Consider the following 14,681-nt stretch of genomic DNA (forward strand, 5'->3'; position numbering starts at 1 on the left):
AACCCGGGTTGGTCCAGCTCAGGGGTCTGGGGCGAGGTTCGCAAGCCGGACGGCCAATAAATGACCGCTTCTGGGAAGTGAACCGCTCCGGATTTCCCGGAGGCTCCAACTCTTGAGAGTATAGAGCCCTGACGAAGCGCAGCACACCCTTGTCGCCTGAGGTCCGCGAACGCGCGGTCCGAATGGTGTTCGATCACCGAGGCGAGCATCCTCGCGCACCAGCGTCAGGTAGGGGGCGACCAGGGCCCACTCGCCATCGGATACATCGGAGGGATAGGCTTTCCGGGACTGGCTCATGACCCATCATCTGAGCCGACCAGCCGGAAGGTCCATAACAGCCACTAGCTTCAGAACGAGCGCAATCCACGGGGACAAGGTCAATGGAGACCCGGACCAACTCTTGGCCAGCGTATACGGCATCATACGCCATGTCTCCGTACCGCTCGGGCTTTCGACGCCGGAAAACCCGGAAATACCTTCCACACGCTGGCGCACGGTCTTCGACCATAAGCGCCGCTTCTATTTATTCAAATCGGCACTTTCACCCAACACGTTCTGGGCCGACCTGAATCAGATCGATTTCTCCAAGGAATCGGGGAAAGTGCTGAAACTTGATCTCGGCACCGAGCAGGCCAACGTCTTCGCCGGCGATGCGACCCGGTCCTATCGCGAGTCGGAGCCTTTTCCTTTTGCTGGACTGCCGCGATAGAGCATTGCTCGGGGGCCGGTCGTGGCGTGGATCGCCCCCGTGGCCGGCGGTCCGGGAATCCGTACGGTCCGGGAGGAGTTCGGCGGCAGGATCGGTCCCGTCATCGGCGGAGCCCCTGACGCCCACCTCCCGGCCGCCGCGACGTGGGCGCGATCCGGTGCGCTCAGCGCGAGACCGGTCCGCCGGAGCCGAGCACCGCGCCGCCGAGCGGTCCGTAGGCGAAGCCGTTATCGACCGGCGCCTGACCGTATCCGCCCTCGGCCCGGTTCTGGCCGGGGGCGTAGGAGGCGCGGTAGCGCTCGATGCCGCGGGCGGCGTAGGCACCGTCGGCGGCGACCACCGCGTCGTTGCGAACGAGGTCGGCCGGGTCATTGACCATCGCGGCGAGGTTGGCGCGGTTCGAGCAGCCGTGGGTCGGATCGAAGTCGTTGTCGTTGACCGAGGGGCCGACGATGGCCAGCGACGGGCATCCCGGCGCGACCGCGACGTAGCGCGTCGCGATCACCTCGACCCGGCCATTCGCCGGTCCCGTCTCGGTGATGCGGATCTTGAGCGGGTCGACGCCCGCGCGCCGCGCGGCATCGGCCAGGGCGCGCACGGCGCCGCGGTTGCGCCCGTTCAGTTCCAGGTGAAGCGCGTCGAAGCGACCCCGGCCCGCGGCCTTGAGGAAGGCGACGAAGCGGCGCCGGTCGCTGCGCCCCATCAGGCTCGTCGTCGGCACCGCCTCGACCAAGGTTTCCTGCCGGCTTCCCGGCGGCGGAATCGGCGGGGGGAGCACGACGGGGGCACCCGGGGGCGAAAGACGGGCGGGCTGATCGTGGAGCACCACCGGCGGCGGCTCGGCCCCGCGCTGGACCAGCACGGCGGCGGCGGGCTCGACCGGCGGATCGACGAGGGTCACCGGTGCGACGGGCGGCAGCGCCACCGCGGCGACGGGCGGCGCGGTCGTGACGACCGGCCCGCTCCCCGGCGGCACGACCGGCGTGCAGGCGGCAAGTGTCCAGACGAGCGCGCAGGCCAGCGCCTTGCGCGCGCTCGCCAGAGGCCCGATCCGGCACATCGTCGATCTCCGCCCGCTCATTCGACGCCGAGCCCCGCATCGCCCGACAGCCCGACCGAGCCCTTCCGGGGCGCGAGGCGCGCGGCGGGCGCTCGGGTCTGCGTGTTAAGAAGGATGCGCCCGGCATCGGTCGGAGGGGCGACCCGGTCGGTCGGCGCGCTGAGCGCCTGGGGCGAACCCGCCGGCCGCACGATGTAGGGCGTGACGATGATGACGAGTTCGCTCTCGTCCTTCTGGAAGGCGCTGGAGCGGAACAGCGCGCCGAGCACCGGAATGTCCCCGAGCCCCGGCAGGACGCCGATATTGGTCGAGAAGTTCTTCCGGATCAGGCCGCCGATGGCGAAGCTCTGGCCGCTCGCGAGCTCCACCACCGTGTCGGCCGAGCGCGTGGTCAGGCCGGGAATGCTGATGCCGCCGACCTCGATGCCGTTGGCCGGCGTCAGCTCGCTCACCTCGGGCCGCACGCGGATGTTGATGAGGTTCGAGGACAGGACGGTGGGCTGGAATTCCAGGCTCGCGCCGAAGCGGCGGAACTGCACCGAGGTCTGGCCGAGGGCCTGGGCGATCGGGATCGGGAACTCGCCGCCGGCCAGGAAGCTCGCCTTCTCGCCCGACACCGCCGTCAGGTTCGGCTCGGCCAGGATCGAGACGAGGCCGTCCTCGGCGAGGGCGTCCAGCGTCGCGGTGATGTTGTTGACGCCGTCCGAGTAGCTGACGCCGAACTGGTTGCCGCGGCCGGTGATCGGCAGGGTGCCCGGCGAGGCCCCCGAGCCGCCCGAGACCAGACTGAAACCGAAATTGCCGGCCCGGCCCGTGGCGTTCAGGTTGATTCCGAATTCCTTGAGAACCCGGCGGTTCACCTCGGCGACCCGCACCTGCAGGTTCACCTGAAGCGCGCCCGCCACGCGCAGGCGGTTCGTCACCGTGGCGCCCTGGCCGAGGAACTGGGCGGTGACGGCCTTGGCGGTCTCGACGAGCCCGGCATTGGGCAGCGTGCCGCTGAGGACGGCGCCGTTGGGCGTGTAGGCGACGGAGAGCAGGTAATCGCCGACCTCGCTGCGCAGCAGGTTGCGCAGATCCTCGATCGGCTGGACGACGGCCACGCCGTACTCGGCGATCGGGTCGCCCTTGTCGTCGAGGGCGAACAGGCTGGTGCGGCCCGGCTTCTTGCCGAAGACGAACACCACTTGGTTCGAGGGCGTCTGGATGTCGGCGATGGTCGGGTCGGCCACGAAGATCGAGGCGGCCGGCCGCGCCAGGCGCAGGGTTTTGCCGCGCGACACGTTGAGCAACATCTGCCCGTGGGCGGCCGAGACCGTCTCCGCCTCCGGCGCGTTCGGCCGGAAGCGCGGGCTCGCCGACCCGGCCGTCCAAGTCGGATTCGGGCGGAAGCGCGCGGCGTCCTCGACGGCCCGCGCGTTGTCGGGCCAAGCGGAGGGCATCACCCGCACCCCCAGCGGCTCGGCCGCCGCGGGCGAGGTTGCGACCGGCGCCGCCACGAGCGCCAGAAGGGTGATCGCGACCGGGAGGCGGGCAAGCAGACGGAGGAGTGGCGACCGATCCATGGAACGCTACAGGCGGGCGCGGAAACGCGACATCGCGCCGAGGCAGGGCGCGGCTTGCCGGATGGTCGTCGCTCGCATCGGCCGCCCCCTCGTCGTCACGACGACTGGAGGAAATTCCTGCTGAGCTTGTGTGACAGAGCGATAACAGCGGACCCGGTTCCTGCCGTTGGCCGGGCGGGTGTCACTCCCGCATCACAGGTGCGCGAGCGGACCGAGCGTATTCGGACCTCCGGCCGCCAAGCGCCTCGCACGGCGGGACGACGTCCGGTCCGATGTCGGCGACGCCGGCGATCCGCCACGATACCCGGCGCGCGACGACATCGGCCCACCGCCGTTGCCAGATCGTGACCCTATCTTCCAGGGCCCGCATCATCGCCTCAGGCTCGGCCAACCCCGTGGTGTCGCGGCAGATCTACGAGGAGGCTGCTGGACGAGACACGCTCCGCGTAGCTTCCGCAGATGGCGCTGAGGCCGGCCCCGCTCGCGACGTCGATCCGCCCGCTCCAGGGCCTGGGTTGGAAACCGAGTTCCTCGATGACGGCCCGGGCGAGATCGTTGCGGTTGCGCCCCGCGTCGAGCAGGGGCGGCGGGCCGGCAGGATCGGTGACATCGACGGCGCGCTCCTCGCCTTCTCGGGCGACATGCCTTTGCGGAACCACCGCGCGAGGCAGGCGCCCCAGGTGACGAGGCGCCTGCCGAACCGGTCGCGGCGCTCGGCGCAGGCGTCCCGTGTTTCCCGGCGCGGCTTCAAGTAGGCGCAGAGCAGGAGATCCGGCATAAAATAAAATCGATCGACGGCATCACAGGACTTGCGAAGGCGGGGCCGGTGTCAGGGTGAGCGAATAGTCCGTTGCCAAGATCGACACCCAATGTCGCCACACCACTGATTTTCGTCGCAGGTGGTGCGGCCTGCCTCAATCGAACTCGACCTTGCAGTCGCTGAGCGGGATCGATCGTCCGTCGGAGAGGTGCAGCACCTCGTCTTCGAGGCGGGCGCTGACGAGGCCGAGCATCCGGGCTCCCTCCTCGATCTGCCGCTGCCAGCCCCTGACATCGCTGTGGAACGATAGGGCGTAGAACCGAAGGCCGTCGGGTAGGGTGAGGATGCATCTTTCGAGCATCACGCTTCCGCTCTTCGGAAGCGGGGGTGTCACAGCACGAGTGACCTCCCTGAACACGTCGGCGGGCCTATGGGGCGGTTGGAACGAGACGTAGCGGACCTCCTCGCTCTCGCCTGGCCGCGTGCCAGGTATTTTAGGCTCCCGCTCGATCGGTCCCACAATCTCTTCGATTGACGGCATTACAAGACTCCTGGGCGCAGGGCTGGTGGGAGGACGAGAGAGGTCGTTCGAAACCGGTATCGGAGGCGCCCACACCGCCGATCTTCGTCGCAGGTGGTGCGGCCCGCCTCAATCGAACTCGACCTTGCAGTCACGGAGCGGGATCGAGCGCCCGTCGGAGAGGTGCAGCACCTCGTCTTCGAGCCGGGCGCTGACGAGGCCCAGCATCCGCGCGCCCTCCTCGATCTGCCGCTGCCAAGCCTCGACCTCCCGGTGGAACGACAGGGCGCAGAACCGCAGGCCATCCGGCAGGGTAAGGATGCATCCTTCGAGCATCACGCCCCCCTCCTTTGGAATAGGCGGCTTCACCGCCCAAGTAACCTCCTTGAGGATGTGGGAGGGCGTACGCGGCGCTTGAAATGAAACGTAGCGAACTTCCTCGCTCTCGCCGGGCCGCGTGCCGGGCACCCACCATTCTCGTCCAATGGGTCCTACAATCTCTTCGATCGACGGCATCACAGACCTCCTGAGCGCAGGGCTGGTGTGAGGACGAATGAGATCGTTCGGTGCCGGTATCGAACTCCGCCCACGCCGCTGATTTTCGTCGCAGGTGGTGCGGCTCGCCTCAATCGAACTCGACCTTGCAGTCACGGAGCGGGATTGATCGCCCGTCGGAGAGGTGCATCACCTCGTCTTCGAGGCGGGCGCTGACGAGGCCGAGCATCCGGGTGCCCTCCTCGATCTGCCGCTGCCAGCCCTCGACATCCTTGTGGAAAGACAGGGCGCAGAATCTCAGGCCATCCGGCAAGGTAAGAATGCAACCTGCGAGGACCACGCCGCCACACTTCGGCAAGAGCGGTTCCAATATCCAAGGAACTTCCTCGAAGATGTCGTCGGGCGTGCGTGGCTCTTGGAACGAGATGTAGCGCACCTTCTCGCTCTCCCCGGGCCGCGTGCCGGGAACCTTGCGCTCCAACTCGATCGATTCACCGAGGATTTCTTCCATCGACGGCATCACAGAACTCCCGGACGCAGAGCTGGTGTGAGGACGAACCGAATATTATCAATAACTGTTTCGCGGAAGATATGCCTATAATGGGCCGCAAATTCAGGGCTGTTCGTGTGATAAATAGCTCCCCTGCAAAGCCATTAGCCCACCGCTTTGCTTGGTCGACCATAGCACGCTGCTCGGCGACCGCCCAGGCTCGACCGCCATTGGGACTGGCCGGGTTGCGCAGAGAGTTTGCCCAATCATCCACGAACTTGAACTCGACGGCGGTACTCTTTCCACCGATGATTGCCACATTGTCGGCCACGCCGGTTACCCGACCCGTTTCGAGAACAGCCGAATATCGACGAGCTTGAAATGCTTTGCTGTCGTAAAGGCCCCGCACCCCCACCTCGTAGGCCTGTCCGAGGTCGATCGCCCGCGCGCCGGTGACGGCGACGCCTTCGGTGACGTTGAGCCCGTGCGGACCCGCGCCGCGCAGGACGCGGACGGGCCCGGCTCCGAAAGCAGCCTCAACCGCCCCGCGGGTGACGAAGCTGCCCGTGCCCCCGCCGACGAGGCCCGCCGCCGTCCAGGCATTGGCAAGTGCTTCGTCCGTCGGCCGGCCGGTCGCCGGGTCGAAGACCTGGACTTCGCCGTTCAGGACGCGGCCCGGATAGGCGATGGCTCGGCCGATCTCGACGAGGAAGTTCGGCCAGGCGAGGACGACGTCGCCGTTCCGTGTCCGGCCCCACCCCAGGTTGCCTCTGAACGCGAGTTCGTCGCCGGAGGCCGGGGCGGAGAAATCCGGTGACGGGGCCTGGGCCTGCCCAGGGACGGTCGGATAGGCCTCGGCAGCTTCGAGCCCGCCGTCCAGGAGCGGCGGCCGGACCCCGAACGCGGCAGCGCCATCCGTAACCGGCCCGAGGCCGTTGCGCTGCCGACCATGTCTCGCCTCCGGTTCGGGCCGCCGATGCAACCGATGCGGGAAGGCTAGGAGAGTCCGCTGACGAGAACCTGACCGGTTCAGCCCCGTGCTCGATTCCGAAGGGGCGGTGCCGGCGGCGGACCGGCCTCAGGCCTGCCCGGCGGCGTAGATCGCCCGGGCGGCGCGGTCGAAGAAGCGGTTCGGCAGGGCCATACCCGGTGCCACCTTCTTGGCGAGTGCCGTGGCCAGTCCATGGTCGGGCGCGCGGGGGATGCCGAGTTCGGCCGCCGCCTCGATCATCACCTCGGCCGCGGCGCCCCTGGCCCGGCAGACGATGATCGGTACGCCCCCCTCCCCCGGCACGTAGCGCAGGCCCACCGCCACGCCCCGGCCCCGGATCACGATCGTGGCGCGCTTGAGCCCGGTGCGGGGCATCTGGGCCCCCTCCTGGCGGTGGCGGCGATGGGCGCCGCGCACATGGGGATCGCCCTCCTGTTCCTTGAACTCGCGCTTCAACTCGCTCGCGCTCATCTTCATGTCGCGCAGGAAGAGCCAGCGCTGGATCAGCACGTCGATCAGCCCGGCCGCGAGGAAGGCGCCGACGGAGATGCCGAGCAGGAGCTTGGCCTGGGTGCCCACCACGAAGTCGAGGGCCGAGAGGCCGCCGGCCGGCAGGAGCACGAGCGTGTTCCACGTGCCGAGGAAGACGAGGAACAGCGTGCCGCCGAGGAGGGCCGCCTTGGCGAGCGTCTTGGCGAGCTCCACCAGCGCCTTGACGCCGAACATGCGCTTCAGCCCCTCGACGGGATTGAGGTGCTCGAGCTTGGGCTTCAGGGGATCGAGGGAGAAGACGAGGCCGCGATTGGCCAGCACGCTGCCGAGGATGCCCGCGGCCACGACGGCGCCGAGAAGGGGCAGGACGGTGCGGGTGGCAAGGCTCGCGAGGCTCGCCGTCACCTGCGGCGCGGCCACGGCGAAGGCGTCGTTCTGGAGCCGCTCGGCGTAGAGCAGCACCTCGCGCCACTCGTCGCGCAGCGTGCCGGCGCGCGACCACAGGACGGCGGTGGCGGCCAGGAGCCCGAGCGCGCTGACGAGGTCGCGGCTCTTGGCGATCTGCCCCTTCTTCCGCGCGTCGCGCAGCTTCTTCTGGCTCGGCGGGAGGGTCTTCTCCTCGCTCGAATCCCCGCTCATCGCAGGAACGGCCCGATCGTGGCGCCAACACCGCGAACGGTGCCGATCTTCGCGCTGGTATAGTCGAACAGGTAGCTCGCATAGGCCATCAGGAACAGCACCACGGCGACGTTCTTGACGGTGGGCGCGAGGTCGTTGGCATTGAGCTGGGGGGCGAAACGGCCGATCAGCATGACGCAGAGGTCGAGCAGCAGCATCAGCACGATGACCGGGCCGCCGACGAGGAGCGCCGTGCGCAGCACCCGGTCGACGAGGCGGGCCAGATCCATCATCGCGTCGAGGTCGGTGGCGGGCAGGAAGCGCTGGATCGGCCAGAGCCCGTAGCTCGCGTAGAGCGTCTCCACGAGGGTGTTGAGGCCGTCCGCCGCCACGAAGACGGTGATGGCGAGGAGCCCGAGGAACAGCCCCAGCGCCGAGGATTGCGACTTCGTGGTCGGATCGACCGGCGCGACCTCGTTCGAGATGCCGCGCTGCGTATCGATCAGTTCGCCGACCGACTGGATCGCCCAGAACGGGATGCCGATGACGAAGCCGATCAGCACGCCGACGAAGAGCTCCTTCAGCGCCACGAGGACGAGGTGCACGACCTGGATGTCGGCGTCGGTGGGCGCCACGCTCTGCTGGCTGTAGCCGAGGATCGGGAAGGCCAGCCCGAAGGCGAGGCCGAGCCGGATCAGCGTGCCCATCTCGGCCCGGGTGAAGACGGGCAGGATCAGGAAGATGCCGGCGGGCCGGGCCATGCCGAGGGCCGCCGCGCTGACCCAGCGCATGGCTTCCGTGAACAGCGCGGTGAGGCCGGCAAGGGCGTTGGGATCGGGCGCGCTCGCCATGGCCGCGCCGTCAGCCCGGGCTCGTGAGCGCGGGAAAATCCGAAAAGACCTGCCGGGCGCCCTCGATCAGGGGTGCGGAGAGCAGCGGCACGAACAGGGCGAGCACCGCCACCACGACGAGGAGCTTCACCGTCTGCGGCAGGGTCTGGTCCTGGATCTGGGTCGCGGCCTGGAGGATGCCGACGACGAGCCCGACGACGAGGGCGGCCACCAGCGGCGGCAGGGTCAGCGTCATGAACTGCGCCAGGGCGTTCTTGACGTGCAGCAGGATGCCGGACTGGTCCATCGCGCCTCCCTCCTCACCCTGGAATGGCGTAGCTCAGCACGAGGCCGTGCATCAGCCGCGACCAGCCGTCGATGGCGATGAACAGGAACAGCTTGAAGGGGATCGAGATCACGGTTGGCGAGACCATCGACATGCCCATCGCCATCAGGATCGTCGTCACCACGAGGTCGATGACGATGAAGGGCAGGTAGAGCAGGAAGCCGATCTCGAAGGCGCGCTTGAGCTCCGAGATCAGGAAGGACGGCACCAGGATCTGCAGATCGTCCGGCCCGGCGCTGCCGCGCGCGCCCTCCGGCCAGACGCGCTGCGTCGCGTCGAGGAAGAACTGGCGCTGCTCCGGGCTCGTGAAGCGCGAGAGGTAGTCCCGCACCGGCTCCTGGGCGCGCTTGCCGGCCGTCATCCAATCGTCCAGCGTCTGGTAGGTCAGCTGCGGGTCCGCCGCGCGTTGAAAAACCTGCTCGGCGACCGGCGAGGAGATGTAGACGGTCAGGATCAGCGCCGCGCCGTAGAGCACGATGTTGGGCGGCACCTGCTGCGCGCCGAGCGCGTTGCGCACCAGGAACAGCACGATCGAGATCTTCATGAAGGCCGTCGTCGTGACGACGACGAAGGCCATCAGCCCGAGCCCGAGCGTGACGGCGACGAGGGCGAGGATGCCCGGCTGGACCTCGGCCATCGTGCCCGTCAGTCCCGCCCGAACAGGCGCACGACGCGCACCCCGACGCGCTCGCCGATCTCGACGATCTCGCCCTGGCCGATCCGCGCGCCGTTGGCGACGAGGTCGACGGGCTGCTCGGGATCGAGGCCGAGATCGAAGACGTGGCCCTCGCCGATGCTCTTCAGCTCGCCGAGGCCCAGGGTCCGGCGCCCGAGCTCGAAGGTCAGCGCGACGCTCACGGCGTCGAGTCCCGATGCCTCCGCCTCGGCCGCTCCTCTGACCGCCTCACCCTGCGCCGCCCGATCCTGCGCCATCTCCGGATCCCCGCTCGCCGCCGCGGAATGTTCCGCGACCTGACGAAACGGCGTCTTTAGCGTCGATTTGTGACGGTCCGTGCGCGCCTGCGCGACGAGTCCCTCGCCGAGTACGGCGCGGGTCTCGCCCCGGTCCGGATGCCAGAGATCCGGCAGCACCGCGTCGCCCGGTTCGATCGATGCGAGCTGCCGCAGGGTCAGGCGGGTGCGGCCGGCGACGAAGGCCACCGCGACCGGCAGCGCCGAGACCGAGGCGCCGCGCGCGGGCGCCGCCTCGATCAGCGCCAGCAGCGCCTCCTGTCGGAGCGGGGCCGGCGAGAGCAGAGGCGCCGGTCCGAGATCGAGCTGGGCCGGGAAGGGCTCGCCCGCGAGGCTTCCCTCGACGAGGAGCGTCAGGCTTCCCGGCGGCTTGGTGGAAGCCGGTGCGATCGAGACGAGAGTGATCGCTGCGCCGGTGATCCGCTCTGCCTGCGCGAAGAGGGGCGCGAGAACGAGTTCGACGAGCAGCGGACCGGCCGGCCCCTCCGGAAAAGCCGCGAGATCGGGCTGCAGCGCCCGCGCCAAGCGGTCGAGGCCGGCGCGCGGCAGGCGGAGAGACATCCGTCCGCCCGCGACCGTGAGGCCGAGCTCGACCGCCTCCGGGATCGGCGGGGCGGGATCGAGCAGGACAGCCCCCGCTGCGAGGCTCAGGGGCAAGCCTTCGACCCTGCCCTCGAAGGGCATCCGCGGGCGGGCGAGCCGGTTGACGAACCCGGCGGCGGCCTCGGGCAGGCGCGCGCGGGGCCGGTGGCGCAGGACCGCCGGCGCGTCGAGGCAGGGCGGGGCGACGGACCGTGAGAAGAGGCTCATGCGGCGTCTCCCGCCCGACCGATCCGCATCAGCGTCTCGTCCTCGGCCTCGCGCTCGTCGGCCCGCTCCGCCAGGATTCGCCGGGCGGCCAGGATCCTGTCCTGCGCCGATCGCCATTTTCGGGTTTCGCGGGCGCGGCGCGCCAGGACGACAAGCGTTTCCGCGTGGGCGCCGCGGGCCCCGGCGGCGGCTTCGGCCTCGCTCGCAGCCTCTTCGCGGGAAGCCTCGACGGCGTCACCGAGCCGCGCGAGGGCGACCCGGCGCTCTTCGAGGGCCGCGAGCGGAATCGCGCCATCCGCCGTCAGCCGGGCATAGACCGCGCGCTCGCCGGCCGCCCGCGCTTCTTCGCGGGCGCAAACCGCCTGCCGCGCCCGCGCCTCGGCGACCTCGGCGGCCTGCCGGCGGGCGGCCGCTGCGCGGGCGGCGCGCCCTGCCTCCGCCTCCCGGCGCTCGCGCAGGGCGGCGAGGCGGGCGAGATCGGCGGACCTCACGCGGCGAGCCGCTGCATCCATGCGACCGTCTCCTCGAATGTCGTGACTTCGGACTCGCCCTGGCGCAGGAAGCCGCGCAGCTCGCCGATGCGGGCGATGACGGTGTCGGTGAGCGGGTCGGAGCCCGCCTTGTACTCGCCGACCTGGACCAGGAACTCGGCCTCGGCGTAGCGCGCCAGCAATTCGCGCCAGCGCGCGGCGGCGGCCACGTGCTCCGGCGCGGCCACCGCGTTCATCACCCGCGAGCGGCTCGTCAGCACGTCGACGGCCGGGTAATGCCCCGAGGCCGCGAGCGCGGGCGAGAGCACGATGTGGCCGTCGAGGATGCCGCGGGTCTCCTCGGCGATGGGGTCGCCCGCGCCGTCGCCCTCGACGAGCACCGTATAGAAGGCGGTGATCGAGCCGCGCTCGCCGGGCCCGGCCCGCTCCATCAGCCCGGGCAGGCTCGCGAAGACCGAGGGCGGGAAGCCGCGCCGGGTCGGCGGCTCGCCCGCCGCGAGCCCGATCTCGCGCAGCGCCCGGGCGAAGCGGGTGACGGAATCCATCATCAGCACGACGCGCCGGCCCGCATCGCGAAAATGCTCGGCGATCGCGGTGGCGGCCTGCGCCGCCTGGACGCGCTCGACCGCCGAGCGGTCGGAGGTCGAGACGACGAGGACGGAGCGGGCCATGCCCTCGGCCCCGAGATGGCGCTCGACGAACTCGCGCACCTCGCGTCCGCGCTCGCCGATCAGGGCGATCACGCAGACATCGGCCCGCGTGCCCTTCACGATCTGCGCCAGCAGCGAGGACTTGCCGCCGCCGGGCTCGCCGTAGATGCCGAGACGCTGGCCCTCGCCGACGGTGAGCAGCCCGTCGATGACCCGCACGCCGAGCGGCATCGGTTTCCCGACAAGCTGGCGCGTCAGGGGATTGGGGGCCGGCCCGCGCAAGGGGCGCGTCGGCGCGTCGGCGAGGCACGCGCCCCCGTCGAGGGGTCGACCGCGGCCGTCGAGGATACGTCCGAGCAGGCCGTCGCCGACCGGCACCTCGACCATGCGTCCGGTCGGCACCACCTCGATCCGGCCCGATAGCCCCTCGATGCCGCCGATCGGCGTGAGCAGGGCCGTCTCACCCGACAGGCCCACGACCTCCGCCTCCAGGGAGAGCCCGCCGCGCCCGTCCTCCAGCCGGCAGAGCTCGCCGATCCGCACACCGGGCACGACGGCGTGGATCATCGTGCCGACGGCGCGGGTGACGTGGCCGCGCAGGGGACGCGTCTCGACGGCGCGCACCGCCTCGCGCAGGCGCGGCAGGGCGCCCGCCAGCGGCGGGATGTCGGCGTCGGGTTCAGGCAGGATCGCACCGCTCACGCCGATGTCTCCCCGGCTCGACTCGCGTGCCCGGCCCCCGCTCGGGCGGCGAGGCCGGCTCGCAGCGCCCGGAGCTGCGCCTCGAGCCCGAGTTCGATGCTGCCGATCGCGCTGCGCAGGCAGCTCTCGCCGGGTTGAAGCACCGGATCGGCCTCGACCCGTAAGAGGCCGGTGTCGATCCCGGCAAGCCCGGCGCGCACCGCCTCCAGGTCGCCCGGGGCGACGCGCAGGCTCGCCTCCGATTCGGGACGCAGGCGGGTGATCGCCTGCCGCACGCTGCGGACGAGAGCGTCGCCCGGCTCGAAGCTGCCGACGATCTCGGCGACGAGGCCGTGGACGAGGCCGGGCAGCTCCCGCTCCAGGGCGGCGAGGTGGTCGACGGCCCGGGCGGCAGTCCCGGCGACGAGTCGCGCGGCTTCCTCGGCCCCCGCCGCCCGGCCCTCGGCCTGCGCCCGGGCGCGCTCGCGCTCGACGAGGTCGCGGGCCCATTCGCGGGTGTCCAGGGCGTGCCTGTGCGAGGCGGCGAGCCCCGCCTGGGCCTCGCTCCAGATGCCGATCTCGGAGGCCCGCACCACGGGGCCGGCCGGCCGCAGGCGCGGCGGAACGGGTGGGGAATTCGGCGCCGATATTCGCTGTGCCGGCTCGGGTCTCGCTTCAGGCATGGGCGTCCTCGTGCTGTGCGGACATCGCCACAAGCGCCATGATCGGACCGGCCCGTTCGGCCAGGGCCGGATCGAAGGCCTCGGCCTCCGCGGGCGTGCCCGGCGGCAGTGCCAGCAGCACCGCCCGCCGCAGGGAATCGGGCGCGCCCGCGAGCCAGGCGCCGAGGCAGGCATAGCCGTCGTGCAGGATCGCGCCCGCGAGGTCGCCGCGCGCGTCCCGCGGGGCGGCCCGCACGGCGTTGCGCAACCCGAAGGCGTGGGCGTCCCGGCCGATTGCGGCGACGAGGGCGGCGACGGCCGGTCCCGCCACGATCGAGCGCAGGGCCTGCCCGTGCAGCGCCGCGCCCGCGCGCCGCGCCGCGCCGTCCGGATCGGCGAGGAGCCAGGCGTGCTCGGCCTCGTCGGTGTCCGCTGAATCGCCCCGCGCAACGCCAATCGCATCGCCGCGGCCGAGCCGGGCGTCGAGGCGCTCGCGGAGACGCGCGCAGGCGAGGAGACGCGCCACGGTGGCGTCGGACAGGCGCGGATCCAGGGCCGCACGGACGCGGTCCGGATGAACGGCGGAAGGCAGGACATCGCCGCTCACGGTTCAGGCCACGCGCTTGAGCGCGACGGCGGGCCGCGCCGCGGGCGGCGCCAGGCTCGGATCGGCCGGCTCCAGCGTCTCGAGGGCGCCCAGCGCCGGACCCCGCCCGCTCGCGCCGCGGCGACGGCGCAGCAGCCAGTAACCGGCCCCGGCGAGCGCCAGCGCGCCGCCCGCCCCCGCAGCGCCGGTCGCGAGCGGATCGAGCCCGCTCCCGGCGCCCGCCTCTCGAGCCGGCGTGACCGCCGCGGCCATCCCGCCGCCCGGATTCTGCCGCCGGTCGACGGGCACGAACACCACCGAGACCTTCTCGTAGCTCAGGCCCTCGATGCTGTTGGCGACGAGCATCTTGATCTGCGGCAGCAGGGTCTTGAGCGGCGCCTCCTGGTCGTGGCGGATGAAGACGGAGGCCGAGGAGGGCGTCGCGTCCTGCTTCAGGAGGTCGTTCTTCGGCAGCACCACGTGGATGCGGGCCGAGAGCACGCCGTCGATGCTGGAGATGGTCTTCGAGAGCTCTTCGCTCAGCGCGTAGACGTAGCGGGCCCGTTCCTCGGTCGGCGACGCGATCAGGCCTCCGCCCTTGAAGACCTCGCCCATGTTGGTGAAGCTCTGGCGCGGGTAGCCGCCGGCCTTGAGCACCTCGACCGCCTGGGCGAAGCGGCCGTCGTCCACCTGCACGCTGCTCGTGCCGTCCTTGGCGCCGACGCGACTGGCCGCGATGCCCTTGTCGAGGAGCAGGGCCACCATCTCGTTGGCCTCGCGCTCGGAGAGCTTGGTGTAGAGGTCGGTCTTGCAGGCGCCGAGCGCGAGCGCCACGGCCGCGATCGTCGCGGCGAGGCGCAGGCGGCGCAGGCGCGTCGTCGGGACTTTGCCGGTCGGCGCTTCGGATGTCGGCATGACGGTCTCCGGATCGGGGCGGGCGGGTTCGGGCGCGG

General features: G+C 70.9%; 18 protein-coding genes and 1 pseudogene. 2 read left to right on the plus strand and 17 right to left on the minus strand.

Annotation, left to right across the window (positions count from 1 at the left end):
* Positions 1–204 precede the first annotated feature (204 nt).
* Positions 205–297 (minus strand): annotated as a pseudogene (locus MPPM_RS06565) (transposase); the annotation flags it as partial.
* Between the two features lie 103 nt (positions 298–400).
* On the opposite strand from MPPM_RS06565, the gene MPPM_RS06570 reads away from it, so the two are divergent.
* Positions 401–709 carry an Ntn hydrolase family protein gene (locus MPPM_RS06570; protein ID WP_432419840.1) on the plus strand — a complete coding sequence of 103 codons (309 nt, stop codon included), beginning with the start codon at positions 401–403 and terminating at the stop codon, positions 707–709.
* Between the two features lie 163 nt (positions 710–872).
* On the opposite strand, the gene MPPM_RS06575 is transcribed toward MPPM_RS06570, so the two are convergent.
* On the minus strand, positions 873–1,769 hold the full coding sequence (locus MPPM_RS06575) for a CpaD family pilus assembly lipoprotein (protein ID WP_157914133.1): 897 nt from the start codon (positions 1,767–1,769) through the stop codon (positions 873–875).
* Between the two features lie 17 nt (positions 1,770–1,786).
* Positions 1,787–3,334 (minus strand): type II and III secretion system protein family protein, encoded by a 1,548-nt coding sequence (locus MPPM_RS06585; protein ID WP_244573491.1) that lies wholly within the window; start codon positions 3,332–3,334, stop codon positions 1,787–1,789.
* Positions 3,335–3,606: 272 nt separating this feature from the next.
* Here MPPM_RS06585 and MPPM_RS27890 point away from each other — a divergent pair, with 272 nt between their 5' ends.
* On the plus strand, positions 3,607–4,089 hold the full coding sequence (locus tag MPPM_RS27890) for a hypothetical protein (RefSeq protein WP_157914134.1): 483 nt from the start codon (positions 3,607–3,609) through the stop codon (positions 4,087–4,089).
* 159 nt (positions 4,090–4,248) lie between these two features.
* On the opposite strand, the gene MPPM_RS06600 is transcribed toward MPPM_RS27890, so the two are convergent.
* The 14 genes from MPPM_RS06600 to sctJ form a co-directional block, all read right to left on the minus strand.
* The gene (locus tag MPPM_RS06600; RefSeq protein WP_096484358.1) at positions 4,249–4,455 is read right to left on the minus strand and encodes a hypothetical protein; all 207 of its coding nucleotides are present in this window, start codon (positions 4,453–4,455) and stop codon (positions 4,249–4,251) included.
* A 288-nt stretch (positions 4,456–4,743) separates the two neighbouring features.
* The gene (locus MPPM_RS06605) at positions 4,744–4,950 is read right to left on the minus strand and encodes a hypothetical protein (RefSeq protein ID WP_096484359.1); all 207 of its coding nucleotides are present in this window, start codon (positions 4,948–4,950) and stop codon (positions 4,744–4,746) included.
* A 289-nt stretch (positions 4,951–5,239) separates the two neighbouring features.
* Positions 5,240–5,629, minus strand: a complete 390-nt coding sequence (locus tag MPPM_RS06610) for a hypothetical protein (protein ID WP_157914135.1) — start codon at positions 5,627–5,629, stop codon at positions 5,240–5,242.
* Positions 5,601–6,581, minus strand: coding sequence for a hypothetical protein (locus MPPM_RS27895; RefSeq protein ID WP_157914136.1), 981 nt, complete (start codon positions 6,579–6,581; stop codon positions 5,601–5,603). The genes MPPM_RS06610 and MPPM_RS27895 overlap by 29 nt, the downstream gene beginning before the upstream one ends.
* 96 nt (positions 6,582–6,677) lie before the next feature.
* Positions 6,678–7,721 (minus strand): EscU/YscU/HrcU family type III secretion system export apparatus switch protein, encoded by a 1,044-nt coding sequence (locus tag MPPM_RS06620; RefSeq protein WP_096484362.1) that lies wholly within the window; start codon positions 7,719–7,721, stop codon positions 6,678–6,680.
* The gene (gene sctT, locus MPPM_RS06625) at positions 7,718–8,551 is read right to left on the minus strand and encodes a type III secretion system export apparatus subunit SctT (RefSeq protein WP_096484363.1); all 834 of its coding nucleotides are present in this window, start codon (positions 8,549–8,551) and stop codon (positions 7,718–7,720) included. The genes MPPM_RS06620 and sctT overlap by 4 nt, the downstream gene beginning before the upstream one ends.
* 10 nt (positions 8,552–8,561) lie before the next feature.
* On the minus strand, positions 8,562–8,837 hold the full coding sequence (locus tag MPPM_RS06630; RefSeq protein WP_096484364.1) for a flagellar biosynthetic protein FliQ: 276 nt from the start codon (positions 8,835–8,837) through the stop codon (positions 8,562–8,564).
* Between the two features lie 13 nt (positions 8,838–8,850).
* Positions 8,851–9,513, minus strand: coding sequence for a type III secretion system export apparatus subunit SctR (gene sctR / locus MPPM_RS06635; RefSeq protein ID WP_096484365.1), 663 nt, complete (start codon positions 9,511–9,513; stop codon positions 8,851–8,853).
* Between the two features lie 8 nt (positions 9,514–9,521).
* A complete protein-coding gene (sctQ, locus tag MPPM_RS06640) occupies positions 9,522–10,658 on the minus strand; it encodes a type III secretion system cytoplasmic ring protein SctQ (RefSeq protein ID WP_157914137.1) in 1,137 nt (378 codons plus the stop codon).
* Complete coding sequence (locus tag MPPM_RS27900) at positions 10,655–11,170, minus strand: hypothetical protein (RefSeq protein ID WP_157914138.1); 516 nt, start codon at positions 11,168–11,170, stop codon at positions 10,655–10,657. The genes sctQ and MPPM_RS27900 overlap by 4 nt, the downstream gene beginning before the upstream one ends.
* Complete coding sequence (gene sctN / locus MPPM_RS06645; RefSeq protein ID WP_096484367.1) at positions 11,146–12,501, minus strand: type III secretion system ATPase SctN; 1,356 nt, start codon at positions 12,499–12,501, stop codon at positions 11,146–11,148. The genes MPPM_RS27900 and sctN overlap by 25 nt, the downstream gene beginning before the upstream one ends.
* Positions 12,498–13,163 carry a type III secretion system stator protein SctL gene (gene sctL / locus MPPM_RS27905; protein ID WP_157914139.1) on the minus strand — a complete coding sequence of 222 codons (666 nt, stop codon included), beginning with the start codon at positions 13,161–13,163 and terminating at the stop codon, positions 12,498–12,500. The genes sctN and sctL overlap by 4 nt, the downstream gene beginning before the upstream one ends.
* The gene (locus MPPM_RS27910; RefSeq protein WP_157914140.1) at positions 13,156–13,749 is read right to left on the minus strand and encodes a nodulation protein NolU; all 594 of its coding nucleotides are present in this window, start codon (positions 13,747–13,749) and stop codon (positions 13,156–13,158) included. The genes sctL and MPPM_RS27910 overlap by 8 nt, the downstream gene beginning before the upstream one ends.
* 3 nt (positions 13,750–13,752) lie before the next feature.
* On the minus strand, positions 13,753–14,643 hold the full coding sequence (gene sctJ, locus MPPM_RS29175) for a type III secretion system inner membrane ring lipoprotein SctJ (protein ID WP_096484369.1): 891 nt from the start codon (positions 14,641–14,643) through the stop codon (positions 13,753–13,755).
* Positions 14,644–14,681: the final 38 nt, after the last annotated feature.

The sequence above is a fragment of the Methylorubrum populi genome (genome assembly GCF_002355515.1).
Classification (GTDB): domain Bacteria; phylum Pseudomonadota; class Alphaproteobacteria; order Rhizobiales; family Beijerinckiaceae; genus Methylobacterium; species Methylobacterium populi_A.

Excerpts from the sequence above, each read along its gene's own strand:
- MPPM_RS06575 (WP_157914133.1), bottom strand. The coding sequence starts at position 1,769 with ATGTGCCGGATCGGGCCTCTGGCGAGCGCGCGCAAGGCGCTGGCCTGC.
- MPPM_RS06585 (WP_244573491.1), bottom strand. The coding sequence starts at position 3,334 with ATGGATCGGTCGCCACTCCTCCGTCTGCTTGCCCGCCTCCCGGTCGCG.
- MPPM_RS27890 (WP_157914134.1), top strand. The coding sequence starts at position 3,607 with ATGTCGGCGACGCCGGCGATCCGCCACGATACCCGGCGCGCGACGACA.
- MPPM_RS06600 (WP_096484358.1), bottom strand. The coding sequence starts at position 4,455 with ATGCTCGAAAGATGCATCCTCACCCTACCCGACGGCCTTCGGTTCTAC.
- MPPM_RS06605 (WP_096484359.1), bottom strand. The coding sequence starts at position 4,950 with ATGCTCGAAGGATGCATCCTTACCCTGCCGGATGGCCTGCGGTTCTGC.
- MPPM_RS06610 (WP_157914135.1), bottom strand. The coding sequence starts at position 5,629 with ATGCCGTCGATGGAAGAAATCCTCGGTGAATCGATCGAGTTGGAGCGC.
- MPPM_RS06620 (WP_096484362.1), bottom strand. The coding sequence starts at position 7,721 with ATGAGCGGGGATTCGAGCGAGGAGAAGACCCTCCCGCCGAGCCAGAAG.
- sctT (WP_096484363.1), bottom strand. The coding sequence starts at position 8,551 with ATGGCGAGCGCGCCCGATCCCAACGCCCTTGCCGGCCTCACCGCGCTG.
- MPPM_RS06630 (WP_096484364.1), bottom strand. The coding sequence starts at position 8,837 with ATGGACCAGTCCGGCATCCTGCTGCACGTCAAGAACGCCCTGGCGCAG.
- sctR (WP_096484365.1), bottom strand. The coding sequence starts at position 9,513 with ATGGCCGAGGTCCAGCCGGGCATCCTCGCCCTCGTCGCCGTCACGCTC.
- sctQ (WP_157914137.1), bottom strand. The coding sequence starts at position 10,658 with ATGAGCCTCTTCTCACGGTCCGTCGCCCCGCCCTGCCTCGACGCGCCG.
- MPPM_RS27900 (WP_157914138.1), bottom strand. The coding sequence starts at position 11,170 with ATGGATGCAGCGGCTCGCCGCGTGAGGTCCGCCGATCTCGCCCGCCTC.
- sctL (WP_157914139.1), bottom strand. The coding sequence starts at position 13,163 with ATGCCTGAAGCGAGACCCGAGCCGGCACAGCGAATATCGGCGCCGAAT.
- sctJ (WP_096484369.1), bottom strand. The coding sequence starts at position 14,643 with ATGCCGACATCCGAAGCGCCGACCGGCAAAGTCCCGACGACGCGCCTG.